Source organism: Phenylobacterium sp., from assembly GCF_044371015.1.
Lineage (GTDB): Bacteria > Pseudomonadota > Alphaproteobacteria > Caulobacterales > Caulobacteraceae > Phenylobacterium.
Genome location: NZ_JBILUK010000236.1, coordinates 1 through 4914, shown reverse-complemented (window position 1 = coordinate 4914; position 4914 = coordinate 1). Strand labels below are relative to the sequence as shown.

Here is a 4914-nt window from a genome sequence, read left to right as displayed (position 1 = left end):
TCGGATCGCGCGGGCGGCGGCGGCGCTGGGCGTGGAGACGGTGAGCGTGCACGCCGCCGCCGACGCCAGGTCGCTGCACACGGCGGTGACGACCGAGACGCGGTTGATCACCGGACCGCCGGCCGACCCGGTGCGGGCCTATCTCGACATCGAGGCCGTGATCGGCGCGGCGGTGGCGTCCGGCTGCGACTGCGTGCATCCGGGCTATGGGTTTCTGTCGGAGAACGCGGCGTTCGCCCGCCGTTGCGCCGAGGCGGGGCTGGTGTTCATCGGGCCGCCGCCGGAGGCGCTGGAGCTGTTCGGCGACAAGGTGCGGGCGCGGCGGCTGGCGGAATCGCTGGGCGTCTCGGTGGCGCGCGGCGCTTCGGGGCTGGAGTCCGCCGAGGCGGCGACCCAGGCGGCCCAGGAGATCGGCTATCCGGTGATGCTGAAGGCGGCGGCCGGCGGGGGCGGGCGGGGGATGCGGCGGGTGCATGCGCCGGGCGACCTCGCCGAGGCCTTTGAGCGGTGCCGGAGCGAGGCGGAGGCGGCCTTCGGCGACGGGGCGGTGTTCCTGGAAAAGCTGGTCGAGAACGCGCGGCACATCGAGGTTCAGGTGCTGGCCGACGGCGCGGGCGGGTTGGTCCACCTCTGGGAGCGGGACTGCTCGGTGCAGCAGCGGAACCAGAAGGTGGTGGAAATCGCGCCCGCGGCGAACCTGGAGCCGGCCCTGCGGCAGGGCCTGCTGGACGATGCGCTGAAGCTGGTCCGGGCGGCCGGCTACGCCAATGCCGGGACCGTGGAGTTCCTGGTGAACCCCGAGCGCGGCGAGCGCGTGTTCATCGAGTGCAATCCTCGCATTCAGGTGGAGCATACGGTCACCGAGGAGGTGACCGGCGTCGATCTGGTCGAGGCTCAGTTCCGGATCGCCGCAGGGGCGACCCTGGCGGATCTGGGGCTTTCGCAGCCGCCGCCTGTGCGGGGGTTCGCCGTGCAGGCGCGGGTGGTGGCGACGGGCGCGGGCGCGTTCAACGCCTACAAGGAGCCCGGCGGCCCGGGCGTGCGGGTCGACGCCTGCGGCTATCTCGGCTACGCGCCGCCGCCGCAGTTCGATCCGATGTTCGCCAAGGTGATCGGGCGGTCGGGTTCGTCGGGCGCGCTGGTGTCGGCGCTGGATCGGACGGCGGCCGCCCTGGCGGATTATCACCTGCAGGGCGTGCCGACGAACCTGGGTCAGCTGCGGGCCATTCTGGCGGATGAGTCTGTGCGGCGCGGCGATCCGCGGACGACGCTGCTCGCCGACAAGCCGGGCCTGGGAGACGCCGGTCAGTCGTCTCCGAAGACGCCTGTGAGCGCGCTCCTTGACCAGACCCCGTCGCCGAGATCCGGGCGTCCGGCCGCGCCGGAACCCTCGCAGGCGTCGCTCCCGGTTTCCGACGGCGAGGTGGGTGTCGAGTCGCCGATGGGCGGGGCGGTCTTGGCGGTCAGCGTCGAGATCGGCGCAAGGGTCGCCGCCGGCGATACGCTGATGGTGGTCAGCGCCATGAAGATGGAGACGGGGATCACCGCGCCTTGCGCCGGCGTGGTGTCCAGCCTGGCGCCGATCGAGATCGGGCAGACTGTCGGCCCGGGGCAGGTGGTGGCGACGCTCTCGCCGACAGAGGGCGCGGGCGCTGCGCCGCGAGTCCACGGCCGCGACAGCTGGGCGCCGATGATGGCCCAGGTCGCGGACCTGCAGAAGATCGCGCATGACCGGTTTGCAGCGGGCAGCCGCGATCCCGGCGTGGTGCGCCAGAGGTCGCGGGGCAAGCTGACCTGTCGCGAACGGATCGACAGCCTGCTGGATGACGGCAGCTTCCGGGAAGTCGGCAGCCTGGCGGGCTTCGCCAGCTACGATGAGGACGGCGGCGTCGCCGACTTCACCCCGGCCAACCATGTGGGCGGCTGGGGCGCGGTGCAGGCGCGGCGCGTGGTGGTCTGCGCGGATGATTTCACCTCGCGCGGCGGCCATTCGGACGGCGCCATCGGCCAGAAGAGCCGCTATCTCGACGAACTGGCGCTGAACATGAGGTGTCCGTCCGTCCGCCTGCTGGACGGTTCGTCCGGTGGCGGCAGCGTGGCCTCGATGGTGCCCAAGCAGGAGACCTCGGGCCAGAGCCAGGTCCAGGAGAGTTCCGGCTCCATTCAGGCCGGGCGTCCGCGGGTGTCCGGCGGCGGCGGCTCGTTCCTGCCGGGCCATCTGGGCTCCAGCCTCTATGCGGAGCAGCTGGCGACGACGCCGGTGGTCAATGTGCTCTTGGGGAGCGTCGTGGGGCTTGGGGCGGCCAAGGCGGTGCTGGGGCACTTCTCGGTGATGGTGCGCGACATCGCCCAGCTGTTCGTTGCGGGCCCGCCGGTGGTGGCGCATGCAGTGGGCTATGAGGTCACCAAGGAGGACCTGGGCGACTGGCGGATCCACTGCCGGAACGGGGCGGTGGACAACCTGGCCGAGACCGAAGAGGCGGCGTTCGATCAGACCCGGCGGTTCCTGTCCTATCTGCCCTCCAGCGTTTATGAGCCGCCGCCGGTGAGCGCCTGCGACGACCCGATCGACCGCCGCGAGGAGGAGCTGTTCACGATCGTGCCGCGCAAGCGGACGACGACCTTCGACATGCGCCGGGCGATCCGGCTGATGGCGGACCAGGACTCATTCTTCGAGATCGGCGCGCTGTGGGGTTCGGATCAGATCGTCGGGTTCGCGCGGTTCGGCGGCCATCCGGTCGGGATCCTGGCCTCGGACAGCCGCCATGAGAACGGCGGCGCGCTGACCGCGGCGGGCTGCGAGAAGCTGATCCGCCATCTGGATCTCTGCGATCTGTTTCACATTCCGGTGCTGAATCTCGTGGATAATCCGGGCTTTGCGGTGGGAATTGAACACGAGATGGCGGCCACGATCCGCAAGGGCGGGACCTGGATGATCGCCTGGGCGCAGATGACCATGCCGATGTTCACGGTGATCATGCGGCGCAGCTTCGGCGTGGCCGGAAACAATTTCGCCGCCCCGCGCGCGGCGGTGAACCCCCGCGTCGTCTGGCCGGCCGCCGACGTGGGTGGCATTCCCCCCGAGGGCGGGATCGAGGCCGCCTACAAGCGCCAGCTGGCCGAAGCCGCCGATCCGGTGGCGCTGCGCGCGGAAATCGAAGCCCGGATCGAAAGCGTGCGCGGACCTGTCGGACCCCTCAACCGCTTCCAGATGGAGGAGATGATCGACCCCAGGGACACCCGTCGCTGGATCTGCGAGTGGGTGGCCGACGCGTGGCGCAATGTCAGTCTGCCGTCGAACCTGGGGCCGCGGGCGATGGGATTCCGGCCTTAGAGGTTTAACCCCACACCGGCGGTCGGCGGTCCTTCCACGGCGCTTCCTTCTCCAGCTGGCCGGCGAGGCGGTAGAGCGTGGCTTCGTCGGCGAACTTGGCGGTGAACATCATGCCGATCGGCAGGCCGCTCTCGGACTGCCAGAGCGGCAGGGAGAGCGAGGGCTGGCCGGTGAAGTTGGCGGGCGGGGTGGTGCCATAGGTGGCGGCCTGGCGCTTGTCGAACTCCTTGACGTCTTCCATCAGCGGGTAGAGCCAATCCCCCCTGGGGGCGGGCGTGGCCATGACGGGCTGGAGGAAGACGTCGAAGCCCTCATAGGCGGCGACGATCTGGCGATTGAGAATGCGGAGCTCCTGGAAGCCCCAGAAGGCCTGCTGGCCGTTGAGCCGCTTGCCGGACTCGTACCCGCGGCGGGCCAGCGGGCCCAGCTCGTCCGGGCCGGGTTCGCGGCCGAGCGCATCGACCCAGCGCCTGACGTTGGCGGAGAAGTTCGAGGCGCTGGCCAGGCCCTGGGCGCGGTAGAGCGCGCGGTAGTCGACGCCGATGTCCTGTTCGAACACGTCGTGGCCAAGCCCCTTGAGCAACTCCGCGGTGCGGACCAGGGCGGCGTGCATCTCCTCGGGGATCGGGCGGCCGCTGGGGGTCTGGGCTGACCAGGCGATCCGCAGCCTGCCAGGGCTCTTCTCGATCTCGGCGAGATAGGGCCCGTCCTTGGCAGGAGCCTGGAAGGGGTCGCCGATCTGGGCATAGCCGGTGGCGTCGAGCATGGCGGCGCTGTCGCGCACCGTCCGGCTGACCACATGGTGCACCGAGAACCCCAGCGCGCCGTCGGACACTTCGCAGATCGGCGTGCGGTCGCGGGTGATCTTCATGCCGACCAGGCCGCAGCAGGCGGCGGGAATGCGGATCGAGCCCAGGCCGTCGCTGGCGTGGGCGAGGGGGACGATGCCGGCCGCCGTCGCCGAGGCCGCGCCGCCGGAGGAGCCGCCGGAGATATGGTCGGTGTTCCAGGGATTGGCGCAGAAGCCGAGCCGTTCAGAGTTGGTGACGCCGGGGATGCCGAACTCGGGCGTGTTGGACTTGCCGAGCATCACCACGCCGGCGGCGCGGTAGCGCTTCACCAGCTCGCTGTCCTCGGCGTCGGCGGCGACCTGGGCGAACATGCTGCCGGACGACCGAGGCCAGCCCTTAACCTGCGCCCCCAAGTCCTTGATCAGGAAGGGGACGCCCTTAAAGGGGCCGTCCGGAAGATCGCCCGCCGCCCATTTGCGGGCGTCGTCATAGCCCTTGTAGACCACGGCGTTGAGCGCCGGGTTGTGCCGCTCGATGCGTTCGATCGCCGCCTCGACCAATTCGGAGGGGGTGACCTGCCGGGTCTTCACCAGCTCGGCGAGACCGAGGCCATCATAGTCGGAATAATCGTCCATCATCGGGCTCCGGCGGAGAGGAAGGCAAGTTTTTCGACCGGACCTAAGCCCGGGGCCTGGCGTTTCAGGGCGGCAAAGGCGGCTTCGGCGGCGTCGAGCGCGCCTGTGATGTCGGCCTCGGTCATGGCCGCGCAGAGGAACATGTTGTGCCAGG

At 70.3% G+C, this 4914-nt stretch carries 2 protein-coding genes; one reads left to right on the top strand and one right to left on the bottom strand.

From position 1 onward, the window contains the following. Window positions 1-3334, top strand: a 3334-nt coding sequence (locus ACIQ3R_RS15285) for a carboxyl transferase domain-containing protein (protein ID WP_397419720.1), incomplete at its 5' end; no start/stop codon positions are given. Between the two features lie 4 nt (window positions 3335-3338). Here the strand turns inward: ACIQ3R_RS15285 and ACIQ3R_RS15280 are convergent. Continuing rightward, window positions 3339-4760 (bottom strand): amidase, encoded by a 1422-nt coding sequence (locus ACIQ3R_RS15280; RefSeq protein ID WP_397419719.1) that lies wholly within the window; start codon window positions 4758-4760, stop codon window positions 3339-3341. Window positions 4761-4914: the final 154 nt, after the last annotated feature.